The following is a 22,376-nucleotide window of genomic DNA, read 5'->3' on the forward strand; positions in this document are numbered from 1 at the left end:
ATAGGCTTTAGTTTCAGATCTATGTGAAGCAAGAATGATGCCCAAAATGGCCATCTACAGAGTGATGCCGAGGAAGAGAGACTCTGCCAGCCTGCGGTGAACCCGTCGGCTCTTAATGGAGCGAGTCGCCAGCTTGGGACAGGGTGTCCAGATTGGTGTGGCGAATTAGCGTTAGCACCTCGGCAGTGGGTAAGGCATGGCTGATCAGATAACCTTGGGCATAGTCACAGCCGAGCCGTTCTAAGTAGGACAGCTGCTCCTTGGTTTCCACCCCTTCAGCGACGACCTTCAGCTTGAGACTGTCGGCCATCGCTAATATGGCCTCGACGATCGGGCTGGGCGCGCCTTGGCGTGCTTCGGCGACAAAGGATTTATCGATCTTCAGGGTATCAATTGGCAGGCGTTTTAGGTAACTCAGGGACGAATAACCGGTACCAAAATCGTCCAATGCCAGGCGAACACCGAGTGAGCGCAAACGGTTCAAAAATTCTTGCGCATGATGAATGTCTTCCATCAACATACTCTCGGTGAGTTCCAATTCCAGATAGACCGCCGGCAATCCAGATTGGCATAGCGCATTGTGGACCACGTCATATAGGTCGTCGCGCCGAACCTGATGGCCCGAAATATTGACTGAAATTGAGATCTCACCCAGATTCTGTTCACGCCACTCGGCGGCGTCCAAACATGCCTTATTAAGCACCTGCTCGCCGATGGCGGCAATCAATCCGGTTTCCTCTGCCAGCGGAATGAAGTCCTGTGGATCGATCAGGCCATTCTCAGGGTGTATCCAGCGTGCCAGGGCCTCAACCGAATCGATCCGGCCGGTGCGGAGGTTCAGCTTAGGTTGATAGTTAACCGAGAATTCATTTTGGGTGATGGCGCTACGCATGGCTTTTTCCATCTGCATCCGTGCCACTGGCTGGGTCGCTAAGCGCTGGTGAAAGAATTGGGCATTATTGCCACCCTGGTAGCGCGCTTGGTTCATCGCGGCAATGGCGTGATTAAGCAGTTGGCGCACGTTGCCGTCCTCGACAATGCAGACCCCGATACTGGCGGTGACGATCAACTCATGCTCAGGCACCAAAAAGGGGCGGGTGATGGCGATCTGTAAATCGGCCAAGCTGGTTAAAAGCCTGTCTTGGTTGCCTTGGTACTCGATGATTAGAGCAAACTCATCGCTCGACAGACGCGCGACCTGATTTATCGGTTCGGCAAAATTGTTCAACCGCGCGGCCAAATCCTTTAACAGTTGGTCCCCAATCTCCACGCCGAAACTTTCATTGACCGATTTAAACCGGTCTAGGTTTAATACGCAGACCGCATAATGGTCCTGTAGCAGATGCTCATGGTCTTGGAACCGACGCAACACGCGTTGGAAATAATCTCGATTGAATAAGCCGGTCAGGCTGTCGAAATCGGTACGATCGGGACTCTTATTTTCGGTGCGCTGGTTTGCAGATAGATCCCGACAAATGCCGAGATAATGGCATAGGCTGGCATCGGCGCGGCGAATGGCGGTCAGATTGATCGATAGGGGAAAGGGCTTGTTCTGACCGCGGATCGCTATTATTTCGCCGCGATAATGACCCTGAGACCCCAGCTGCCTGGATATACTCTGGGCCTGCTCAGTGTGAATCAGATGCAATAGGGGCCGACCTACCCAATTACCCTGCGGCTGCGCAAAGATCTGGCAAAACATCCTATTGCACGTGCGCAGCCGCTGCTGCACATCGAGCATAAAGACCCCTTCGGTGCTGTTGTTAAACAGGCTCGATGACAGGGTGAGGTTTTCCTGCAATTGCATATCTTGGCTGATGTCTCGGCGCGTCCCGATCATCCGGGCGGGCCGGCCTCGCTGGTTGCGTTCAGTAACCTTGCCGATGTCTTCGATCCAACGCTGCTGTCGTTTATTGGGCAGTCGGACCCGATATCGGGCCTGATAATAGTCGGTCTCGCCGCGCAGATGCTGCTTCAACGCCTTGCGGACCAGTGGCATGTCCTCAGGCAGGACATAGTCGGTTAGGACAAATTCCTTGCCATTGAGGGTGTCGCTATTGCCAAAAAATTGCGCGGTGTCGGAATGATAAACCCGGTGCAGCAACAGATCCCAGTCCCAAAAGCCTAACCCCGAGGCCGTCATGGCCAGATTAAGCTGCGCCTCACTCTGGGTCAGCGCTTGATTGACTTCCTTGCGCAGTTGAACTTCTCGACTTAGACGGTGATTTATCTGTTCGATGTCATGGGTGCGCTGGTTGAATCGGTTGAGTAAATCGCTCTGATTGTCGGTCAAGAGTTGGGTTAGACGCTGCGACTCCAGCTCATGGCGAATATTGCGCATGGCCAGCTGGTGGCCTAGCGCCGCCGCAAGGCTAAAGAGTGCCATCAGTGGCAGGTGCACCTGTATCAGGAGGGGGTCATCGGCCTGAAATAAGAACGGAATCGGGACCAGGCCAATGGCGCCATCGGTAATGGCCACTAAGCGGCCGTGAGAATAGAGGAACAGACTCGCCAGGCCGCCCTCAGCAATGGCCAGCGTCAAACAGAGCCCGCCCTGTTGGGCAATTGCGGCCCACAACAGCGCATTGACCGAGATCAGTAGCGTGACGATGGGTACCGGGCTCCACAGGGGAGCAGCGTTCAATCGTCGTTGACAGTAGGCATTGGTCCTCAAGGCGCATAGGGCCAGCATGGACACAGCACCGGCGCTCCACTGACCGATTTGCGGTAAGTCATTGAACAGTTGAAAGACCCCACAAGCCACGCTGACCAACAGCGTCGACCACCAAAAATAGCGGCCATTGCGCAGTAAAATTTGTGCACGTCGGTGGTGAAGCGTTTCGCTGTCAGTGACCATATCCCGGCTTTCTAGCGTTGTTTACAGCAGTATAGGCAAGGAAATTTGGCAGGCGGTGCGGAAAGTCGACTTAATTGATTACCAAAAGAGTGGAAAAACGCGGCCGCTGGATGCCTAAGGCAGATGAGATTGTTCAGACCATCTGCTACACTTCGCCTGTTTTTATATACAGTAGCCCAATTATGACCTCCTTGCAGCTCGACTTGCTCAACCCACAACAACACGCCGCCGTGACCAGCGAGAGCCAACATCTATTGGTGCTGGCCGGAGCGGGTTCCGGTAAAACGCGGGTATTGACTCACCGTATCGGTTGGTTGGTTGCGGCGGGTCTGGCGTCGCCCTTTAGTGTTCTGGCGGTGACCTTTACCAATAAGGCCGCCAAAGAGATGAAGAGCCGGATCGAGGCCCTCTTAGAGACTCCGGCCCACAGCCTATGGGTCGGCACCTTTCACGGCCTGGCGCATCGGCTGTTAAAGGCGCACTGGCAACAGGCTAAGTTGCCGCAAAACTTTCAGGTGATGGACAGCGACGATCAGCTGCGGCTGGTCAAACGTATTATCAGCGAATTGAACATCAGTGATGAACGGATTGTGCCCAAGCAGGTGCAGTGGTTTATCAATGGCCAAAAAGATGAGGGGCGCCGCGCCGCTTATGTGATGTCGCACGGCGACTGGTATGAAGACACCCTAAAAGAAATTTACACCCGCTATGAGGCGATCTGCCAGCTCAGCGGTTTGGTCGATTTTGGTGAGTTGCTGCTGCGTGCGCATGAGTTATGGCTCAATCAGCCCTCGGTCTTGGAGCACTACCAGACTCGCTTCAGCCATATTCTGGTCGACGAGTTTCAGGATATCAACGAGATCCAATACGCTTGGTTGCGGGTCTTGGCCGGCGATCGATTGAGCCTAACCATTGTCGGTGACGATGACCAATCGATCTACGGCTGGCGCGGTGCCAAGGTAGAAAACATTCAGACCTTCGATGTCGACTTTGAGGGCGCCGAAGTCGTCCGCCTAGAGCAGAACTATCGTTCGACGGCGACCATTCTCGAGGCCGCCAACACGGTAATCGGCAACAACCAGGGGCGCCTGGGCAAGGATCTATGGACCGATGGCGATAAGGGTGAACCGATCCGACTCTATGCCGGCTTTAATGAGCAGGACGAAGCGCGCTATATAGCCGATGAAATGAATCGGTTGATTGAAGCGGGAACCAACCCAACCGATATTGCCCTACTGTATCGTTCTAACGCCCAATCGCGGGTGCTCGAAGAAGCCCTGATTCACCTCCAAGTGCCCTATCGTATCTATGGCGGAGTGCGTTTCTATGAGCGGCTGGAAATCCGCAATTCGGTCGCCTATTTGCGGCTGATTCTGAATCAGCAAGACGATGCCTCGATGGAACGGATTATGAACGTGCCGCCGCGCGGGATCGGCAATAAGACGCTGGAAACTCTGCGCATCTTGGCGCGTGAGCAGGGCTGTTCACTCTGGCAGGCGGCGCAAATGGCCTTGGACAACAAGGTCCTAGCGACCCGAGCGGCCAATGCCCTGGTCGACTTTATTAAGTTGATCGTTGACCTGACCGAGACCGTGCTGGAACAGGATGATCTGGGCGCGATGGTCAAACTGGTCAATGATGCCTCCGGGATGATCGAATACCATGAAAAAGAAAAGGGTGAAAAAGGCCGTACCCGGGTTGAGAACCTCAACGAACTGATCAGTGCCGCCCAGAGTTACACTACCGAAATCGATTTTTCAGCGCCGGCGGAACGACTGGCGCAGTTTATCAGCGAAGCGTCGCTCGATGCCGGCGACAACCAGGCCGATGAGTTTGAGGACAGCGTGAATCTGATGACCTTGCACAGCGCCAAGGGTTTGGAATTTGACTATGTGTTCCTCGCCGGGTTGGAAGAAAACCTGTTTCCGCACAAGATGTCGCTGTCCGATGCCGGGGGCATTCAGGAGGAACGTCGCCTGGCCTATGTCGGTATCACCCGTGCACGCACCCTGCTCACTCTGACCTATGCCGAGAGTCGGCGTCTCTATGGTAATGAAACCTTCAATACCTTGTCGCGTTTTGTTCGGGAGATACCCGACACGTTGCTGCACGAGGTGCGCCTGCGCTCCACCGTGTCGCGGCCGGTCAACTTTGGCCTGCAGCAGGACATGGCGATCGGCGATGCCGGGCTGTCGATCGGGCAACGGGTCAATCATCCGATGTTTGGCGAGGGCATTATTGTCAATGCCGAGGGCGGTGGCGCCCAGACCCGCGTATTGGTCGCCTTTGACGATGGCAAGGAGCGCATGCTGATGCTCCAGTATGCCAACTTGCAAGCGGTTTAAGCGAGGCTGAGGTGGCCTTGGTGGAATCGTTTAGCGTCATACAGGGAGTGGCGCCGAGGATCTTGGTGCTTGGCTCGATGCCCGGCATCGCATCGTTGCAGCAACAGGCCTACTATGCCCATGCGCGCAATGCCTTCTGGCCGATTATGGCCAGTTACTTTCAGTTCGATGCCCAGCAATCCTATCCTGACCGTTTGCGTTATCTAACCGATCAGGGTGTTGCCCTCTGGGATGTCTTGCAGCGCTGTGAACGTGCTGGCAGTCTCGACGGTGCGATCAAGGCCGAGTCGATGGTGGCCAATCGGATCGACCTTTGGCTGCAGCAAACCCCGAGCCTGGTGGCGGTGCTCTGTAATGGCGCCAAGGCCGGTCAGCTATTGCAGCGCTACTATCCAACCCTAGCGGCCAAGGGTCTCAGTATTGAGACGCTGCCCTCGACCAGCCCGGCCTATGCCGCCCTACCGCTGGCCACTAAAATGCAACGCTGGCATCAGAGCTTGCAACAGTGCATTGGGCCATCCTACGACTAGAGCCATTGCCAACAAGTTCGCACAGTACTGGATCTGCTAGCGAACCCGGCCAAACCTAACATTTGACTGCTGCCGGGGCTGTTTTATCGCTTATCCTCAATGACTGTTGGAATGGCCGTCGTATTGGACTACTCTAAGGGCCTTAACTGCTCTCAATGGGAACTTGCTGCATGTATCCAAATTTAACTGCCATCGGTATTACCACCCCGGAATCGGTCGAAAAATACACCGTCCGCTCCGAGGGCCATTTCGATGTTCTCAAGGTCTATTATAAGCGTGAAAAAGGCGATCTCTTTGCGCGCAGTGAGAAGTTCAAATACCCGCGGCAACACAAGCGCGTTAAGGTGGACAGCGGGACGAATGCTTACAACGATACGACCGAAATTTCCACCACGCTGCGCTATGTGATCGAAGAGCTGGATCAGGTTGCTAAACAGGAATCGATCCCAGAGCTGGATCTGAAGAAGAAAATATTACAAGACTTGCGCCATTTGGAGAAGGTTGTGCAGTCTAAAATTGCTGAAATTGAAGCAAACCTAGAACGCCTATAGCCCTGATACATCGGGTGAGCTGCTAAGGTTATATCCTCGGGTCGCAACGTCGGCCCGGCGGTCATCCGCCTAGCCCAAACCCTCTTGCGTATTCTTCCCAGGAACCCTCTGTGCTGTCACTGTTGTTATTTTCGCTGCAAATTACCCTGCCCATCGCGATCTTGGTCTTATTAGGCACTTTCTTTAAACGCATCGGTTGGATTGACGAACCCTTTAATCAGTCGGCCTCGAAGCTGGTGTTTAATGTTGCCCTACCGTCGCTGTTATTTGTCAATATTCTTAAAGCCGAGTCGGGCAAAACCATCGATTGGACCATTATTGGCTTTGGCGTGGCGTTCACCCTAGCCGCTTTTTTTGTGCTGTCACTATTGAGCCATTGGGTTACCGGGATTCGAGAGGAACGCGGAGTCTTCGTCCAGGGCGCCTTCCGCGGCAATATGGGTATTGTCGGCCTGGGTTTTTGCTTGAGTGCTTTCGGTGCAGATGGCGCCACCTTAGCGTCGGTTTATCTGGCGGTGTTATCGCTGGTCTATAACATCCTGTCGGTGATCACCTTGAATCGTTGGGCGCCGCAATCGGGCAACGCCAATGTGGTGGTTGCGTCGCTCAAAAGTTTGGCCAGAAATCCATTGATCATTGCCATACTCGCAGCCAGTGCGTTGCGCCTATCGGGTATTGGCGTGCCCGATTTCATTCTTGTTTCGGGCGAATATTTGGCCCAGATGACCCTGCCGTTGGCGTTGCTGAGCATCGGCGCCAGCCTATCTTGGTCGGGCTTTTTAACGGGGGGCAAGGTGACGGCCTATGCCTCGGCGCTAAAGCTGATTCTGATCCCCTATTCGGCCGCCTGCTTGGCTCACCTCTTAGGTTTTCGTGGCATGGAGTTGGGCGTGATGTATCTGATGATGGCCACCCCGACGGCGGCGGCCAGCTATATGATGGTTCGCGCCATGGGCGGTAACGCCAGTCTGGCCGCGAGCATTATTGCCATGACCACCGTCGCCAGCCTTTTTACGACCAGCTTTGGCCTAGTGGCGATGAAGGCGCTGCAATGGATCTAGCGGTCGCTCTTGGCGTCACCGCGCACGCGGGTAGGTTTCAAAAGAGTGATCTCAGGTCTTACTGAATCCAAGTTGGCCTCATCGCCGCTTAAGGCCGCCAGCTGTTTGTCGATAGACTCCAACGCGGCGGCGATCCGTTCCAAGGCCGACCTAGACGTTTGACCGATCGAGTCGGCCGGCTTCGGTAGCGCGACCTGGGGCTGCGCCGTGGCGACGCTCGACACCCCTAGCTCATTTTTGATGGCGTCGAGGTCAGCCCCTATCAGGTGCGTTCGCTCTTCGGCAAAGGCACACAGCAATAGGCCATCGCTGATTTTGTTGATCAGGCGGGGGATGCCCGCGGAATATTGGTGCACCCGCTCGATAATGTTGTGCGGAAACAACTCGACCCGGTCCATGCCGGCAATGCGCAGGCGATGCTGAATATAGCGCTCGGTATCGTCGAGCGACAGACCCTGCAGGTGAAAGAACAGTTTTACCCGCTGACTGAGTTGTGGAATGGCGGCAATATGGTCAGACAATTCCGGTTGGCCGAGTAAGATCACTCGCAAAATCGGCCCCTGTGAGCTCTCCATACCAGCCAGCATACGAATGTCTTCGAGGTTTTCATAACTGAGATTTTGCGCCTCATCGATCGCCAGTAAAATGGGGATGCCCTTATCGGCCAATTGCCGCAAGTGATCATTAAGGGCAAAGACGATATTAACCTTGGTCGCGTCAGCCAAGCTGATGCCAGCCTGATGCAAAAGCGTTTGAAACAGATCATTGCCCTGCAAGTTGGTATAGGCAATTTGGAAGAGTTGCACCTCTGCTTTTACATCGGCGATCATTTTTTTCAATAGGGTGGTCTTGCCCGAGCCAATCTCCCCGCTGATCACTACAAAGCCTTCCGGGCTCCAGATGGCCGAATCCATAAACACAAAAGCCCGGGAATGTTGCCGGGACATGTAGAGAAAATCCTCTTCTGGCGCCATGCGAAAGGGATGGCGCTCGAAACCAAAGTGCTTCAGATACATAGCAACGGCTCTCCTTGGGTTGAGGGCTCGCCTTACAGGCGCCAAAGCGGCACGTTAGCCGCAGCGAACGAGACACGATCCATAATCGACTTTACATCATATACGCCAGCACCAGGCCTCAACATGGCGGCGAAATCGCGTGCGGTCAGGGCCTTGTATTGGGTGTGCGCGACACAGATGATTATCGCCGCCAGATCGGTTAGCTCGGATAACTCGCATAATTCAATGCCATACTCCTGGCGCGTCGTGGCTGGATCGGCATGGCCATCCTGTACCAGCGGCTCGACCCCCCAACTCTGCAGGCCCCGGATTACATCGATAACCTTGGAGTTGCGAATGTCTGGGCAGTTCTCTTTAAAGGTGATGCCCAAAACCCCGACTCGGGCACCCTTGACCGGCTGGTTATTGGTGATGAGCTTCTTGACCAGCTCGCCCGCCAAATAACCACCCATGCCGTCATTGATACGCCGGCCGGCCAGAATGACATCGGGATGATAGCCGAGCTTCTCAGCCTTATGGGTTAGATAATAGGGGTCGACACCAATACAGTGACCGCCGACCAGGCCGGGCCGGAAGGGTAAGAAATTCCACTTGGTGCCGGCCGCTTCCAATACTTCAAAGGTGTCGATATGCATATGATTGAAGATAATCGCCAGTTCATTCATCAATGCGATATTTAGGTCGCGTTGGGTGTTCTCAATAACCTTGGCCGCCTCGGCGACCTTAATGCTGGCGGCGCGATGGACACCGGGTTTGACCACCGATTCATAGACCGCCGCGATAATCTCGAGTACTTCCGGCGTTTGGCCCGATACGATCTTGAGAATATTGGTGAAGGTGCGTTCCTGATCACCCGGGTTAATTCGTTCGGGCGAATAGCCGACGAAGAAGTCGCGGCCACAGACCAGGCCAGACGTCCGCTCTAGGATCGGCACGCAGTCCTCTTCGGTGGTGCCCGGGTAGACGGTCGATTCGTAAACCACTATGTCGCCCGGCTTTAGATGCGGCCCAAGGGTTTCCGACGCGCGGATCAATGGGGTCAGATCCGGTTGCTTGGAATCATTGATCGGCGTGGGGACGCCAACTATATGAAAGTCGGCCCTCGCCAAATCCGCAGGATCACTGGTATAAAAGATATCGCTCGCGGCCAACTCTGCGCCGGTTACCTCCAAGCTACGATCCAGACCCCTTTGCAACTCGGCGATGCGCCGACTATTGATATCAAAGCCAATGCTCTGGCGTTGCTTACCAAAGGCCACCGCCACCGGCAAGCCAACATAACCCAAGCCGATAACGGAGATGGTGCGACTGTGCATGCGGGTCATAACTGTTCCTTATAATTAAGCGGTTGAGCCTGCTTGATCAGGACGCCTGCCGTGGGACTGTAAGTCTCGATTGGATTAAAGAACGCTAAGCTGTCGGACAGGGTGCCAAAATCGAAGTCATCAATGAGCCGGTTCAGGCGGCCTTCGCATCGTTCCAAGTTGGTGTAATGACGGAAGCGGGCGAACCAACTGGCCGTGTGAAAGCGTGGCTGATCGGGATCGACTTCCCAGGGGTGTAGGTAGAAAACTTTCGGCACCCGATTGCCCTGACTGGCTCGATTAAACAGAAATTTGAACAGTGCATAGGGAAACTGACGAAAATAGCCGCCCCCAGCGACCGGAATATTCAGGCCGGAAAACCTGGCCGCGGTGAGCGGGAATTCGGTTAATGCCAGGCCAGTGCGGGTTTGAATGCGGTAGGGCTGATTGGGTGTATTGGGCATGCCGTAGTTATCGTGGTAGATCGGAAAGATGCTGGAGTCCCAGGTAAAGCCCAATTCGGCGAGTATATCGAGGGCCCATAGGGATTTATCGGTGATCGAATAGCTGGCCGCCCGGTAACCCTCGATCGGCGCTTGGCTCAGGTTTTCCAGTATGCTCTTGGCGCGTTCAGTTTCGGCGCGAAACAGGGCCGGCGTTTGGCCGTAGATCAGTTGATGGCTGTAACCATGGGATGCAATTTCATGACCGAGGTCGGCTATCTCTTTGACCAAGTGCGGATAGCGTTCGGCGACCCAGCCGAGGATGAAAAAAGTTCCGTTAATTTTTTTGTCAGCAAAGAGTTGGAGGATTTTATGAGTATTGTGAACGACACGAGACGGTTGCTGTGGCCACTGCGCTGGGCTCACTACCTTGCTGAGCGCGGCGACATGAAAATAGTCTTCGACGTCGATCGTCATGGCGTGCAGGGTGCGCGGCGCTATCGCCGAATCCTTGGCATAAAGCATAATTACATCCTGTAATAATTTTTGTTGTTAGCTAAAATTTATAGCAAAGTTATAAATTTATTGTAGTTCGATAATTTTTAATTCCTGGGTTTTACGCTTCGTATACAGTGTATTGTCTTCTTGTTATGACTTGTAGTTTGAATTATTTCAGTGCAGTATCTATTTTTATATACGACCCGGTTGGCTGGACGCCGTTACCTTTTTGAACTGCAAGGAAGCATGTGTGTCTTATATTAATTTTGCTAAAAATCATCGACACCTACCCTATCTGGTCCTGGCTGCGCTAGAGTTTCTTCTGCTGTTTCTTAGTCTTTATATTGTCAAAGCCATACAAATATTATTGAATGTTCTGCCTGAGTCTACCCTTTCATCGGACCCCGTCGTCGCGCTGATTTATGCTGCTTTCTTGAGTTGCGGCTCACTCGCTATGGGGGTCTATTTGGCGATGATGCGCGACAGCTTTAAGGCGATGTTTTTTCGCACCCTAGTGGCCTATTGTTTCTTAGGCGTATTGCCACTGTCGCTGTTGTCCTCTATCTGGCCATTCTTTAATCTGACCGGTAGTAATTTATTTTGGGTTGTTATGGTCTCAACCGGCTTAACCCTCATTGCGCGTCGGATTTTTAATCGCTTAGTCGCCTCCGATCGACTGTCATTGCGAGTGCTGGTGTTGGGCACCGGTGCGTCCGCGCGCCAGTTGCAGATCGATTGCGAACAACACCGGCGCAGTTTGAATATTCGTGTGGTCGCTTATCTAGGGTCTGCGCAGGCAGCCATTGCACCGAGTCAGTGTGTCGCATTGCCAGAAGACCTATTACGTTATTGCATCGACCAGCGCATTGTGGAAATCATCGTGGCGCAACAGGAACGACGTGGGAGCGATGACAGCAATGGTCTGATGAATGAACTGATTCGTTGCAAGTTGCACGGCATTGCGGTGACCCATGCGCTGTCTTTTTATGAACGAGAATTGCATCGCATTAAACTGGATATTCTTGAGCCTTCGTGGATTATTTTTGCCAATGGTTTTCCAGTATCGCGCCTGCGCGACCTTACCAAGAGACTCTTCGATTTGAGTATCTGTTTGGTTTTGGCCCTAGTGCTGGTCCCTTTCATGGCTATCGCGGCACTGTCGGTGTTCGTCGAGACTGGCCGGCCGATTCTCTATTCCCAAGTTCGAGTAGGCAAGGACGCACGCCGTTTTAAAATCTATAAATTACGTTCAATGCGCCAGGACGCAGAGCAGGGCGGTAATGCGGTCTGGGCCACGGCCAATGATGACCGGGTAACCAAGGTTGGCGCGTTCCTGCGCAATACTCGGCTCGATGAGATCCCTCAGCTGTGGAATGTGCTAAGAGGCGAGATGAGTTTTGTGGGTCCACGCCCAGAGCGGCCAGAGTTCGTTGCTCAGCTAAATGAAAAAATTCCATTCTATGCACATCGGCATACCGTCAAACCGGGTCTTATGGGCTGGGCGCAACTGAACTACCCCTATGGTGCATCGGTGGCCGATGCCAAGGGTAAGCTCGAATACGATCTCTATTACACCAAGAATCACAGCCTGCTTATGGATCTATTGATCGTTATTCAGACGGTCGAGGTCATATTGCTCGGCAAAGGAGTGCGTTGACCGTGAAGTCAGTTATCAAAGGGTTTGTGTTGAGGTTCTGCGCTCCGTTCGCAATGCTTTGGCTGATCGGCTGCGCCACGGCCCCGGCCATCAGTTCAGTGCCAGAGCTGACCTATAGCCAACAAGCCTATGTGATCGGTATTGCCGATCAGTTGCGCATAGATGTCTGGCGCAATGCCGACCTGACTCGTGACGTTAGGGTGCGCCCAGATGGTTTTATTACCATGCCGTTGATGGGCGATGTTCAGGCTCAGGGCCAAACACCAGAGGCCTTGGCCGCGATCATCAGCCAAGAACTGAAGGCGGTCATTAAAAATCCGGAAGTGGCCGTGACTGTATCCAACCCGGTCAGTGTCACCTACCAGTTTCGGGTGCGCGCCCTCGGTCAGGTCAACCAACCCATATCGATTGCCTTTACCGCAGGTATGACCGTTGTTGACCTAGTCTTGGCCGCCGGTGGTGTCAGCCCCTTTGGCGCAGCGCAGCGAACCATTTTGTATCGCCTCACGCGCGCGGGCTATGTCGAGCATCCGGTGCACCTCAAGGCCATTTTGCTCCGGGGTGAGATCGCGACCAACTACCTATTACAGCCGGCCGATATTTTAATTATTCCGGAAAAGAGTGTTTGGAAGGGAGAGTTCTAATGGATCCAAGTCACCTAAGTGAACTGTTGCACGCCCTGAAAATGGAGCTGCTGCGTTACCGCTATGCGTTGGTCGGGGTTTTTATGCTGCTCTCTGCTGCCGTCCTAGTGGCCGGCCATCTGTTACCCAAGACCTATAGCTCCAGGGTAACCCTATACGCCGATGTGACCAATATTATCGGCTCCTTGCTGCAAGGCAAGGCCGAAATTACCAAGATAGACCGGGCTAAGGAAGCCCGTGAGACCATCTTTACCGATCGTATTTTACGCTCAGTGGCGCGCAAGGCCGGATTCGATTCACCCGATGCGGCTATTGCGCAATTACGTGCACGGATGGATATTAGCGCCAGCGGTGACTATGTCATGATCCAATATGGCTCGTCGTCGCGCGACGAATCCTTTAACGTGATCGATGCAACGACGCAAACCTTTCTCGCCGAAGCGGCGCGCAAAAAACGTGAAGAGTCACAGAGTGCATTCGAATTTATCGACGCCCAGGTAAACAGTTATAAACGGCAATTGGAGCAGGCCGAAGACCGCTTAAAAGATTTCTCGGCATTGAATATCGACATCACCGAACAAAGTGTGTCGAATCGGGTGACCCAATTTAAAAATGACATTCAGGTTCTCAAACTGAGCATAGAGGACAGCGTCTCCCGTCTGGCCAGTTTTGAAACTGAACTGCAAAACGAAGCGGAATTTTTGCGGATTGAAATCGATCGCAACCAATCGTTCGAGGAGCGTCAACTCGAAGCCTTCGAGCAGCAGTTGGCGGATCTACGTTTGACCTACCTCGACAGCCATCCGGATATTATCAGCCTAAAGGACCAGGTTGACGCCTTGCGCGGTCGGGTGGCGATCATTGTGACCGAGGCGGCCGACAATAAAAGTTTCTCGCAGATTGAAAACCCATCCTATACCAGCCTAAAGGATGTCATCAATAAAGAGCGAGCGGATCTGACGGCGAATCGAAATCGCTTGTCCAGTACCGAACGTTTGTTGCACGGTGAACTGTCGAATGCCGAGACGGTTGCGGAAAAACAGGCGACGCGGCAGGAACTGAACCGAGACTATGCGGTTACCAAGGATGTCTACGAAGATATGCTGAAACGCCGTGAGAGTGCTCGCCTGTCGATGACGCTTGATATCGAAGGCCAGGGGGTGTCCTACAAAATCCATGAGCCGGCCTCCTACCCGGTGCGCTCCGATGGTCTGCAGTTGGTACACTTCGCCCTGCTCGGGCCATTATTAGGGCTGGTAGTGCCGCTGGGTTTTGTTCTTGCGTGGTTGCTCATCGATCCGCGCGTCCGTTCGGCGTCCTTGCTCAGCGAGCAGCTGCCAGCCCAGTTGCCCCTAATGACCTCGATACCCATCTATAACGGTGCTCTAGCGAAATTTACCAGCCAACGCGCCTTGGTTTTACTGGGCAGTCTCTGCTTGGCCTATCTGCTGCTCTACGCACTGTTGAGTAGTGGGTCCTTTGAGCTGTCCGCATTAGGCCTTTTTTAATAGTGAGCCAACGGTTTTTGGAGCGTCGATATGGATCAAAATAAGCTTGTGCGAGCCTTTGAAAAAAATCGCGCTGAACGGATCCCCAAGCACCAGGGCACCCAGGATATCAGGCTGCGGACCCTATCCGATGTTGGGCCGCGCCACGGCGTTGGCAAGGTGCTGCAAGTTACGCCAGGCACTTTGCTATCGGACATGCGCAATCCGCGGCCGATGACAAGCCATGACATGAAAGCAAAGGGCCTAGTCTATGCCGGTATGAAGCATCGCGCAGTACTGAATGCCTATCGCGAGCTGCGCATTAAATTGCTCGATCAAAGTGAGACGCAGAATCTCAGCGTAATGATCAGTTCGGCCGACACGGCCGACAATGGTATTACCACCGCACTAAATCTGGCGATCTGCTTTTCACTCGAGGTGCATTCCTCTGCACTCTTGATCGACTGCAATCCCTATAGGAGCAACTTGCCGCAATTGGTCACCGCGCCACTCACGCTTGGCATCACCGACTTTCTCATGACCGCAGGCGTGGGCTTGGACGAGATTATCTATCCGAGCGGCATCGAGCGGGTGAATGTGATTCCCGCGGGCAACAGCCCGTCTGCAGCAGTGGAACTGTTTTCTTCGCATGCGATGCAGGATCTGATATATGAACTGAAGAATCGTTACCGCGACCGGGTTATTGTGATTAATGCACCTCCGGTGTTGGCCAGCAGCGAAGCGCGGGTGCTGGCACGCTATTGCGACCAGTGCCTGCTAACGGTGCCCTATGGCCAGTCAGATATGGCCACTATTGAAGACGCCATTACAGCACTGGGTTCGACCAATCTGTCCGGCCTGGTTTATCGGCAATAGTGGCCGGGATGATGCCATTGCCTGCCACGGTCCTATTGATGCTCGGGTGCCTAGCCATGACGCAGAGTTCTGCTCAGGTCGACTGGTCTGCTGCGCTCAGCGGTGAAGTGATGGGCACCGATCGGCAAGCCGGCGCCTATCTAGTGCCCACGCTTGCACTGGCTTATCAGGGTCGCCACGTGGACCTGTCGTGCGCGGCGACCAGCCAGCTTGACGGCCAACAGACTGAGCAACTCGTTGTTAGCTGGCAAAGCCAAAACAGTCTCAACTGGCGACCTGACGGCAGTCCTCTCTCCGGTCGGCTCGTCTTCGATCATCAGCAGCTCGATCCGCCGCAACGTCCAGCTGAGCGCCGAGCAAATGATGATCTAAGCGGCACATTGCGGCTCATGGTGCCTCAAACCATGAGCCTGGCCCATCAGTTGGAGCTAACCGGCCGCTATCGTAACCGACGCTCCGGTAACACCTTGCACAACCAACTCGATGAATGGAGCGCAAGCGGTGATTACCGGCTGAACTGGCAACACGACGCTCGAACCCAATGGCGCACCGGCTTGACTCTGCTGCTCAGCGATCGCGGCACGCGATCAGTGCAGGGCAGTCTGGGCTGGCAATGGCAGGCAACGCGCTTTAGTCATGCGGCCAGCCTGATCGGCGGGCGCAGCGAACAGGATGGCCAAGCGGTCGATAGCTTGGGTTGGAACGGCGTGTTCAGTTATCGGCGGGGCAATTTGGGATGGCGCCTGCGCGGCGAGCACAGCCAGACCGATGCCATCAGTTTCTTTCAAGCGGCCGGGCTCGATGCGCCCGTTACCCAACAGAGGCAGCTGTTAGTCGACCAACTGACCGTGAGCGTGTTTGGCGTGCAACCGGTCGACTCGGTGAGCCTAAAGGCTGACTTTAGCGTGGGCCGCAGCCGCGCGCTCTTTAACCTGGATCTGCTCGATCTGGATGATCAAGCGCGCCAGCACTTTCAACAGTTTAGGACTGACCTGACTTGGCAGTCGTCCAGCGCTACCCGAGTGCAGCTCGGTTGGCAGCGACGCTTGCAACAGGAGGTTAGCCGCACCCAGGTCACAGCGGAGCTCAACCGGACCCTGAACCGGCGCTGGTCACTGGACGGCCGTTTGGCCCAGAATGTGTCGGGCCGGGAGAAACCACTCGATTGGTCGGTGGCCATCAAGTACCAATTTTAAGCGCCGGGTCGTTACAGACCGCGGGTTTGTGGTCACCGTGCGACAGGGGTGCTCGCTGGAATCAGTCTGCTCAACAAGGCGAAAAAATGATAACCACTAGAACGGAGTTGGCGGCAAGATGACCACTTTTTTTTACCCCGAACAGGCGCACACGACCCTGTTTCAGAGCCCCGCCTGGCACCAGGCTTGGCACCACAGTTGGCGACCCATTCTGGAACAGGACCCCCAGCTTAACGCGATTTCAGTCGCCGGCGCCTATCAGACATGGGCGTCCCTTAAGGGGATTATACCGGTTTGCAGCTTAGTGCCGTTCGGCTGCCAGGGCCCCCGGTTGGGTTCGATGCGCAGCGAATACTGGCATCAAGTAGCGGCCATCGACAGCCGGCCGCCGAGTATTGAGGGCTGGCTGCAACGTGCCTTGCCCTTTGTTAAGCACCAGCTGTTGTTGCCCGATGTGCAGTTTAACAGCGCCAGCCACGAGGCGATTCGTCGCTTTGCTGCGGCCCATAAACTGACCCTATTAGAGCGCAACGAGTCGTTCGCCTATGCCGTTGACTGCCAGACCCAGTCCTTTACCACCTATCTCGCGCAGCTCGGATCTAGTAGCCGCTTAAAACTCTTTAACCGCCGAAAGCGCTTGGCACAAGTAGGGCGTGTCCGGGTCGTGAACCGCTGGCCAGATATCACCGGCTTTATCGAGCAGATTAATGGCTTTCATCAGTCTCGTTGGGGCCGGCCCTGTTTCACGCCGCCAAATCGAATCTTTATCGAACAACTCTTGACTCAGTTAGTGGCTGACGGACATCGAGTGGATCTGTCAACGCTAATCGTGGATGAGCAGGTGGTCTCGGTGCTACTCGATCTAACCGTCAATAAGCGGACCTATAATCTGCAAGGGGGATTCTTGGAGTCTCGTTTCAACGGTATCTCCTTAGGCACCCTACATTTTGGTTACCAAATCGAAAAGGCTTTTTTGGACCCTGATGTACTGGCCTATGACTTTATGGCCGGAGATGGTAAAAATACTAACTACAAGGAAAAGCTTGCCACCTTGAAGACCCAGTTGGTCGATTTGGCTCTGGTCAAGAGTCGCTGGTTGGCCGCCTGTTATCGTTTGAACGCACGAAAAAATCGCTTGTTAGATTAGTAGCTCAGCGCGCTTTCGAAAATAATTCATTTGTGCCAGAGTTAAACGTTTATTACCGACCATAAGATCCTGCGTTAGAGCCTCGGTTTTACCCGCTGAAAAGTGAGTTCCTTGGCGCGTTCAATCCAACTGCAATATTGAATGAAATGGCCGATATTGTCGGTAAAACTGAAGCGTCTTAGGGCAAAAATATCGTTACGCCAATGTCGGCCTATATCGATATAGCCGGGTTCGGACGAGAGCGCGGCGATCATCCCCGCCTCGTGCACCATTTGTTTTTCGCGCGCGCCAAAGTCCAGATCCGGCCGGCCGGTGGGGTAACAAAAAATGGGCACTGGATGGCGCAGTTCGTCCTGCAGTCGCTGCCAGCTTTGACTGATTTCACGGCGCGCGTCGGCCTCTCCCATCTGAGTCAAGATCAGATGCCGGCGGGTATGGGGCCCGAACTGGATACAGTCCGATTCGAGTGCGCGCGCCTGGGCCCAGGTCATGGGTTGATAGCCGATCGGCGCGCTCGCGGGCACCCTCACCCCCAAGGTGAACGCCAGTTGGTCGAGGGCCTGCTGGGTCGATTCTATCGGTTGGCTCTTTAGGTGGCTTCTAAGCGTGCGGATGAATTGGCGTTTATGGCCCTCATCGTCTAACGCTGCGGCAAAGGACCGTGCTGCAAGGCGAATATTGACGTGGCTTAGCAGGGTGCGGGTAACGATAAATTCCAGTTGATAGTCCCAAGACCAGCTCTGCTTGTCGAGCATATCGGTCGCCATAAAGAGGGTCACCGGAATACGATAGCGTTCAAACAGGGGCAAGGCCAATTCGGCCTGTTCCTGAAAGCCATCGTCCAGGGTAAAGGCCACCGCACGCGGCGGTAAGGGTCGTTTATCGATCAGGGCCTGGGCCAGCTCGTGGATCGGGATGCCGGTGTAGCCGTGGTGGGTTAAATAGCTTAGCGCCCGTTCAATGAGGGCTAACGGATGGCCGCGGACGCCGTGTCTTGGGTCGGCAATGCGATGCAGCATAAAGACCGGAACGCATCGGCTGCGCACCGGTTGCATTAGCGTGCCGATAGGGTGGGCGGCCAGAGCGCGTACGGTTAATTCGGAGAGTGCTTTCCTTAACATGCTCATATTTATTCCATCAAATATAACCATTAACTTTGTCACAAAATGGAGCCTAGCAATAGAGTAGTTTTGGGATCGACTCTGCAAATTTCACTATGGAATATTTTTTATAATGGGCGGGCCGATTATTTTTGTTAGCCAGACTGGCAATTTTTGCCACAGCTTGATTAGCAATTGTAACTTGGGGTTGTCGGGGTCATGGCTGCGCGAGGCTGTCCCGACTGTCGTGGGATAATACCAATAGTGCGCCACCGGCAGGGCGCCCCATTGTTTTTTAAATCTATAGGTATTGGCGTCTTGGGTCGAGCGGCCAAAGTCAAAAAAACCATAACCCTCGGCGATGGCGTGAGCCAGGATTTGTCGGTACATCCACATGTTCATATTCAAGCCATTGACCGACCTAAGCGTGGACGCCCAGGGTATTTCGAGCACCTCCTGATAGCCCAGTAAAAATCCCACTGAGACCGGCTTGGCGTCAAGGTAACAGACCACCAAGCTGGCCTTCAATTCTCGCGCGGCTAACAGTTGGGCAAACCAGACCCTGCTATACACTGGGGTGCCCAGGTCGCGCATGTTGTGGGCGAACACTCGATAGAAGTCATCGAGCAATGCCGCGCCGCCGAAGCGCACCGCTGGTTTATGTGCCCTGGCCTTATTGACCTGCGCACGGACCTTTGCACCCAATTCGGTCTCGAGCTCGGCGTCGCGCTCCGGCAGGCGCCGAATCATGCTGACTTTTTCATCGACGCAGGGGAATGGCAGGCCTGCCAGGGTGGTGCGAATTTCGATTTGGTCCAGTGCATCCGTTGTCACCAGATTGCGCGACTGCGCGATCAGTTGCTCGGCTATATCGCGGTAGGCCGTGAGCGGCCCGCCATAATTAAAAAAGCCAACCGATACCGCCTGCCGGCCAAAGAGTCGGTTGCGAAACAGAGTGACCGGGAGGCCGCCGACGACCGTGCCCGAATCGAGCGCGAGCAAAATTTTGCAGCGATGGCCAAAGGCCGTTTGGATGGTGTTGTGAATGACCGGTAGATGATAGACACTGGCAAGGTCGGCCTGCTGCTGCACGAAATTCTGCCAGAGCGGATCTTGGGGATCGTCTAGCCAACGCCATGCAATGCTTTTACCATAGTGAGCCAAGGTTCGGGTAAAGCGACTCGGCAACTGCGTTTTTGTTGCGGCTGCCGACTCTTGTAATAGACGGGTGGTTGCCAACCGGATCTGCGCGATGGCCAGCTCGGTGTCACGCACCGTGCAGGAGATGCTGTGCATCTGTAATTTGAGGGCAGTAAGTTGAACCGCGTTCGCGCTAGCAGCCTTAAATAAGCTTGCGAGGCGACCCTTATCAGCCTGCATTTTTTTTAATTTTTTTGCTAAGGCTTGGCTCTGCTGCTGTAAAGCTTTCAACTCGCCATAGACCTGCTCCGCCAACGGCGTGGCCAGACTGGCGTTATAGGCCTGTGGATCCTTGAGTATTTTTTTGACATCCATGTCGACTTGCTCCGCAATATGATGAGCCAATTAAGTCTCTGCCCGATGCATTAAAATCGGGTAGAATCGAACTCAGAGTTTACTGAACTTAGGCCGACAAGGGTATCCACGGTCGGCCAATTGGCAAACCCCATTGGTAAAGGAGTGCCATAATGCGGTTTCGTTTCGCCCCCCCAGCAGGGGTCTCAGTCCGGGTCGGGCATTGGCTGCCATTGCTGCCGTTGCTACTGGTCTCTGCGCTGTTGCTGTGGCTGTTGAGAGACACCCTGATACCACTCCATCAACGTTGGACGGCATGGGATGGTGCCTACTCCCACGGTTATCTGTTGGTGTTAGTGTGCACGCTGATGATTGTGCGCGATCTGCTGCCCAAGCTGCATGCCAGCTCAGCCCATTGGCGCTATGTGCCATTGGTGCTAGTGCCCTCCTGGCTGTGGAGCGTTGGGTATGCCACGCAACTGGGTGTGCTGCAACAGATCGCCTTGCCGGCCCTGTTGGTCTGCCTGGTCTTGCCGGTCATAGGCTTACGGCGACTTCCCAGCCTGCTATTGCCCTTTGCATTGCTATACTTGGCCATCCCGCTCTGGGAGCTACTCCTGCCGGTATTGCGCAGTCTCACTCGTGAGGTGGCGACTGTCGGCCTGCGCGTGCTCGAGGTGCCGGCCTATATCGATGGCTTTAACGTCAGCCTGCCCTACGGCACGGTGGTGATTGCCGGGAGCTGTGCCGGCCTCAGTTATCTACTGATGGGTCTGGTGCTGGCGAGCCTAAACAGCTACTACCGGCGCCATAGCCTAAAACATAGGATCATCAGTCTTGCTCTGATGGCGCTATTAGCCCTGGTTAGTAATTGGTTACGCGTCTTTGCCCTGATCCTAATTGCCTATTATAGCCAGATGAAAAACCCGCTGGTGTATGACCACGGTAGCTTCGGCTGGTGGATTTTTGCGGCGGTGTTTTGGCTCTATTTATGGCTTATCCAGCACTTGCCAGAGCATCCCGCAGAGGTCGCTCTCACGCCGGTCTCGCCCTCATTGCGCGCAACCCTGCGCGACGGCCCTATTCTGTTGAGCACCGCCGCGTTGGCTCTGGCGCTGCCCCTGTGGTTGTTGGCGCACAGCGAGCCACGCAGCGATGCCCGGCCGAATACAGAGTTGCCCTCCGATTGGTTGGCCGTATCCGCAGCCCATGCCAATGACCAGTATCAGCCCGAATACACCGGGTTCGATCAGCCTTACTATTGGCAGACCCAATGGTCCGATCGAACCTGGTTGATTGGCCAGCTGGTCTACTTTCAGCAATATCAGGGTAAGGAGCTGATCACTGCGCGCAACCGGATAGTGCCGGTCGATACCGGTGCCATGAACCGCACCGCACTGCGCTTGCCCCAGGGGGAGCAGAGCGGATTGGGCGTGCTGATAATACCGGGCCAAACAGATCGCCTAGTGGTCTTTGGCCACCAGATCGGCAAACGCCTTGCACTCGAGCCCTGGGCTGGCAAATGGGCGCAGTTTGGTGAAGTGCTGGCCGGTCGGCCCAATGTTGCGCTCTGGTATGCCACCACCGTCTGCCGCCACCAGAAATGCTCAGCCGAACTTGCCGCCCTCAATTCTCAGCCTGCGCCGGTTCTGGGCTGGGTGACGGCAACGGCGCTCTATTGATTTTGCTTCAGAGCAACGAGCCGCCGGCACGGACCTCAGACTGGACCCTAACGCCAGCCCGATAAGCGCGCGCGAAATTTTCTCGGGCTGTCGCTGGCGTCGTTGTGCAGGGCAATACGCAACAACTGGTGCGGTTGTAGACTGCCGAGCCGGTTGATGCCGTTCTCGGTTGTTACAGCCGCCTGGTAGTGCTCTTTAACGCGCTCTAACACGGCGGTGTCAAAGTCCCCATTGGGATAACAAAACAACTTAATCGGCTGGCCCAGCCGGCGCGCCAAGCGGTCCTTGCTGGTGGCGATTTCCTGGTCCAAGACCGTCGCCGCCAGGCCCTTGTTGAGACGCCGGTGGCTGCCGGTGTGGCAACCGATCTCAACCAGGCCACTGGCCGTTAGGGCGGCCAGTTGAGTCCAGTCCATCAGCGCCGGGCCGTTGGAAGCCAACGCACGCGACCAGCCGATGGCCTCCAAGGCGCTAAATAGCGCATCTTC

18 protein-coding genes are annotated in these 22,376 nt (G+C 54.7%); 11 read left to right on the top strand and 7 right to left on the bottom strand.

Going from position 1 to position 22,376, the window contains the following annotated elements:
• Positions 1-112: 112 nt before the first annotated feature.
• Positions 113-2,857 (bottom strand): putative bifunctional diguanylate cyclase/phosphodiesterase, encoded by a 2,745-nt coding sequence (locus AC4FIC_RS12725; RefSeq protein WP_273285382.1) that lies wholly within the window; start codon positions 2,855-2,857, stop codon positions 113-115.
• Positions 2,858-3,039: 182 nt separating this feature from the next.
• On the opposite strand from AC4FIC_RS12725, the gene uvrD reads away from it, so the two are divergent.
• The 4 genes from uvrD (at position 3,040) to AC4FIC_RS12745 (ending at position 7,344) form a co-directional block, all read left to right on the top strand.
• A complete protein-coding gene (uvrD, locus tag AC4FIC_RS12730; protein WP_100258654.1) occupies positions 3,040-5,202 on the top strand; it encodes a DNA helicase II in 2,163 nt (720 codons plus the stop codon).
• Between the two features lie 20 nt (positions 5,203-5,222).
• Complete coding sequence (locus AC4FIC_RS12735; RefSeq protein WP_273285385.1) at positions 5,223-5,732, top strand: DNA-deoxyinosine glycosylase; 510 nt, start codon at positions 5,223-5,225, stop codon at positions 5,730-5,732.
• Between the two features lie 170 nt (positions 5,733-5,902).
• Positions 5,903-6,283 carry a DUF3461 family protein gene (locus AC4FIC_RS12740; RefSeq protein ID WP_273285387.1) on the top strand — a complete coding sequence of 127 codons (381 nt, stop codon included), beginning with the start codon at positions 5,903-5,905 and terminating at the stop codon, positions 6,281-6,283.
• A gap of 110 nt (positions 6,284-6,393) precedes the next feature.
• Positions 6,394-7,344 carry an AEC family transporter gene (locus AC4FIC_RS12745; RefSeq protein ID WP_273285388.1) on the top strand — a complete coding sequence of 317 codons (951 nt, stop codon included), beginning with the start codon at positions 6,394-6,396 and terminating at the stop codon, positions 7,342-7,344.
• Here the strand turns inward: AC4FIC_RS12745 and AC4FIC_RS12750 are convergent.
• The 3 genes from AC4FIC_RS12750 to AC4FIC_RS12760 are packed head-to-tail and all read right to left on the bottom strand — an operon-like array spanning position 7,341 to position 10,632.
• Positions 7,341-8,360, bottom strand: coding sequence for an ExeA family protein (locus AC4FIC_RS12750; RefSeq protein ID WP_287438303.1), 1,020 nt, complete (start codon positions 8,358-8,360; stop codon positions 7,341-7,343). The genes AC4FIC_RS12745 and AC4FIC_RS12750 overlap by 4 nt on opposite strands.
• 32 nt (positions 8,361-8,392) lie before the next feature.
• Complete coding sequence (locus AC4FIC_RS12755; RefSeq protein ID WP_476194759.1) at positions 8,393-9,685, bottom strand: nucleotide sugar dehydrogenase; 1,293 nt, start codon at positions 9,683-9,685, stop codon at positions 8,393-8,395.
• Positions 9,682-10,632 carry an XrtA system polysaccharide deacetylase gene (locus tag AC4FIC_RS12760; RefSeq protein WP_273285394.1) on the bottom strand — a complete coding sequence of 317 codons (951 nt, stop codon included), beginning with the start codon at positions 10,630-10,632 and terminating at the stop codon, positions 9,682-9,684. The genes AC4FIC_RS12755 and AC4FIC_RS12760 overlap by 4 nt, the downstream gene beginning before the upstream one ends.
• A 223-nt stretch (positions 10,633-10,855) precedes the next feature.
• Between AC4FIC_RS12760 and AC4FIC_RS12765 the strand changes: the two genes are divergently transcribed.
• The 6 genes from AC4FIC_RS12765 (at position 10,856) to AC4FIC_RS12790 (ending at position 17,612) form a co-directional block, all read left to right on the top strand.
• Entirely contained in the window at positions 10,856-12,262 is a 1,407-nt protein-coding gene (locus AC4FIC_RS12765; RefSeq protein ID WP_273285396.1) for a TIGR03013 family XrtA/PEP-CTERM system glycosyltransferase, read from the top strand.
• A 2-nt stretch (positions 12,263-12,264) separates the two neighbouring features.
• The gene (locus tag AC4FIC_RS12770) at positions 12,265-12,906 is read left to right on the top strand and encodes a polysaccharide biosynthesis/export family protein (RefSeq protein WP_287418419.1); all 642 of its coding nucleotides are present in this window, start codon (positions 12,265-12,267) and stop codon (positions 12,904-12,906) included.
• Positions 12,906-14,414, top strand: coding sequence for a hypothetical protein (locus AC4FIC_RS12775; protein ID WP_273285400.1), 1,509 nt, complete (start codon positions 12,906-12,908; stop codon positions 14,412-14,414). Before AC4FIC_RS12770 ends, AC4FIC_RS12775 begins: the two co-directional genes overlap by 1 nt.
• A 30-nt stretch (positions 14,415-14,444) precedes the next feature.
• Positions 14,445-15,269 carry a CpsD/CapB family tyrosine-protein kinase gene (locus AC4FIC_RS12780; RefSeq protein WP_476194760.1) on the top strand — a complete coding sequence of 275 codons (825 nt, stop codon included), beginning with the start codon at positions 14,445-14,447 and terminating at the stop codon, positions 15,267-15,269.
• A gap of 56 nt (positions 15,270-15,325) precedes the next feature.
• Complete coding sequence (locus AC4FIC_RS12785) at positions 15,326-16,465, top strand: hypothetical protein (protein ID WP_476196065.1); 1,140 nt, start codon at positions 15,326-15,328, stop codon at positions 16,463-16,465.
• A 118-nt stretch (positions 16,466-16,583) separates the two neighbouring features.
• The gene (locus AC4FIC_RS12790; protein ID WP_476194762.1) at positions 16,584-17,612 is read left to right on the top strand and encodes a GNAT family N-acetyltransferase; all 1,029 of its coding nucleotides are present in this window, start codon (positions 16,584-16,586) and stop codon (positions 17,610-17,612) included.
• Positions 17,613-17,686: 74 nt separating this feature from the next.
• Here the strand turns inward: AC4FIC_RS12790 and AC4FIC_RS12795 are convergent, their stop codons facing one another.
• Positions 17,687-18,739 (bottom strand): polysaccharide deacetylase family protein, encoded by a 1,053-nt coding sequence (locus AC4FIC_RS12795; RefSeq protein ID WP_476451477.1) that lies wholly within the window; start codon positions 18,737-18,739, stop codon positions 17,687-17,689.
• An 87-nt stretch (positions 18,740-18,826) separates the two neighbouring features.
• Positions 18,827-20,227, bottom strand: a complete 1,401-nt coding sequence (locus AC4FIC_RS12800; protein WP_476194175.1) for a FemAB family XrtA/PEP-CTERM system-associated protein — start codon at positions 20,225-20,227, stop codon at positions 18,827-18,829.
• Positions 20,228-20,379: 152 nt separating this feature from the next.
• Here AC4FIC_RS12800 and xrt point away from each other — a divergent pair, with 152 nt between their 5' ends.
• Entirely contained in the window at positions 20,380-21,888 is a 1,509-nt protein-coding gene (gene xrt, locus AC4FIC_RS12805) for an exosortase (RefSeq protein WP_476194764.1), read from the top strand.
• 47 nt (positions 21,889-21,935) lie between these two features.
• Here xrt and AC4FIC_RS12810 read toward each other — a convergent pair.
• Positions 21,936-22,376: polysaccharide deacetylase family protein (locus AC4FIC_RS12810; RefSeq protein WP_476194765.1), on the bottom strand; the 441-nt coding region annotated here is incomplete at its 5' end.

Source organism: Reinekea sp. (genome assembly GCF_982785585.1).

Coding starts and splice junctions, on each gene's coding strand:
- AC4FIC_RS12725 (WP_273285382.1), bottom strand. CDS start 2,857: ATGGTCACTGACAGCGAAACGCTTCACCACCGACGTGCACAAATTTTA.
- uvrD (WP_100258654.1), top strand. CDS start 3,040: ATGACCTCCTTGCAGCTCGACTTGCTCAACCCACAACAACACGCCGCC.
- AC4FIC_RS12740 (WP_273285387.1), top strand. CDS start 5,903: ATGTATCCAAATTTAACTGCCATCGGTATTACCACCCCGGAATCGGTC.
- AC4FIC_RS12750 (WP_287438303.1), bottom strand. CDS start 8,360: ATGTATCTGAAGCACTTTGGTTTCGAGCGCCATCCCTTTCGCATGGCG.
- AC4FIC_RS12755 (WP_476194759.1), bottom strand. CDS start 9,685: ATGACCCGCATGCACAGTCGCACCATCTCCGTTATCGGCTTGGGTTAT.
- AC4FIC_RS12760 (WP_273285394.1), bottom strand. CDS start 10,632: ATGCTTTATGCCAAGGATTCGGCGATAGCGCCGCGCACCCTGCACGCC.
- AC4FIC_RS12775 (WP_273285400.1), top strand. CDS start 12,906: ATGGATCCAAGTCACCTAAGTGAACTGTTGCACGCCCTGAAAATGGAG.
- AC4FIC_RS12780 (WP_476194760.1), top strand. CDS start 14,445: ATGGATCAAAATAAGCTTGTGCGAGCCTTTGAAAAAAATCGCGCTGAA.
- AC4FIC_RS12785 (WP_476196065.1), top strand. CDS start 15,326: ATGACGCAGAGTTCTGCTCAGGTCGACTGGTCTGCTGCGCTCAGCGGT.
- AC4FIC_RS12790 (WP_476194762.1), top strand. CDS start 16,584: ATGACCACTTTTTTTTACCCCGAACAGGCGCACACGACCCTGTTTCAG.
- AC4FIC_RS12795 (WP_476451477.1), bottom strand. CDS start 18,739: ATGAGCATGTTAAGGAAAGCACTCTCCGAATTAACCGTACGCGCTCTG.
- AC4FIC_RS12800 (WP_476194175.1), bottom strand. CDS start 20,227: ATGGATGTCAAAAAAATACTCAAGGATCCACAGGCCTATAACGCCAGT.
- xrt (WP_476194764.1), top strand. CDS start 20,380: ATGCGGTTTCGTTTCGCCCCCCCAGCAGGGGTCTCAGTCCGGGTCGGG.